This is a genomic window from Citrobacter sp. TBCS-14, from assembly GCF_005280805.1.
GTDB classification, from domain to species: domain Bacteria; phylum Pseudomonadota; class Gammaproteobacteria; order Enterobacterales; family Enterobacteriaceae; genus Citrobacter; species Citrobacter gillenii.
Map to the genome: position 1 here is coordinate 1 of NZ_SZWM01000473.1, position 206 is coordinate 206.

At 52.4% G+C, this 206-nt stretch carries 1 protein-coding gene; it reads left to right on the plus strand.

All coding sequences use genetic code 11. The features are described from left to right. Positions 1–206: histidine kinase dimerization/phospho-acceptor domain-containing protein (locus tag FDX22_RS31310; protein WP_370317480.1), on the plus strand; the 206-nt coding region annotated here is incomplete at both ends.

Genomic DNA, 206 nt, shown 5'->3' on the forward strand with positions numbered 1-206 from the left:
GCGCATTATCTGGTTGAGTGAACGTCTCTCCTGGCTTGAGTCGCAACGGCATCAGTTTTTACGCCATCTTTCCCATGAGCTGAAAACACCGCTTGCGAGCATGCGCGAAGGTACCGAATTGTTAGCCGATCAGGTCGTTGGCCCGTTAACGCCGGAGCAAAAAGAGGTAGTCGGGATTCTGGATGACAGCAGCCGTAATCTGCAAA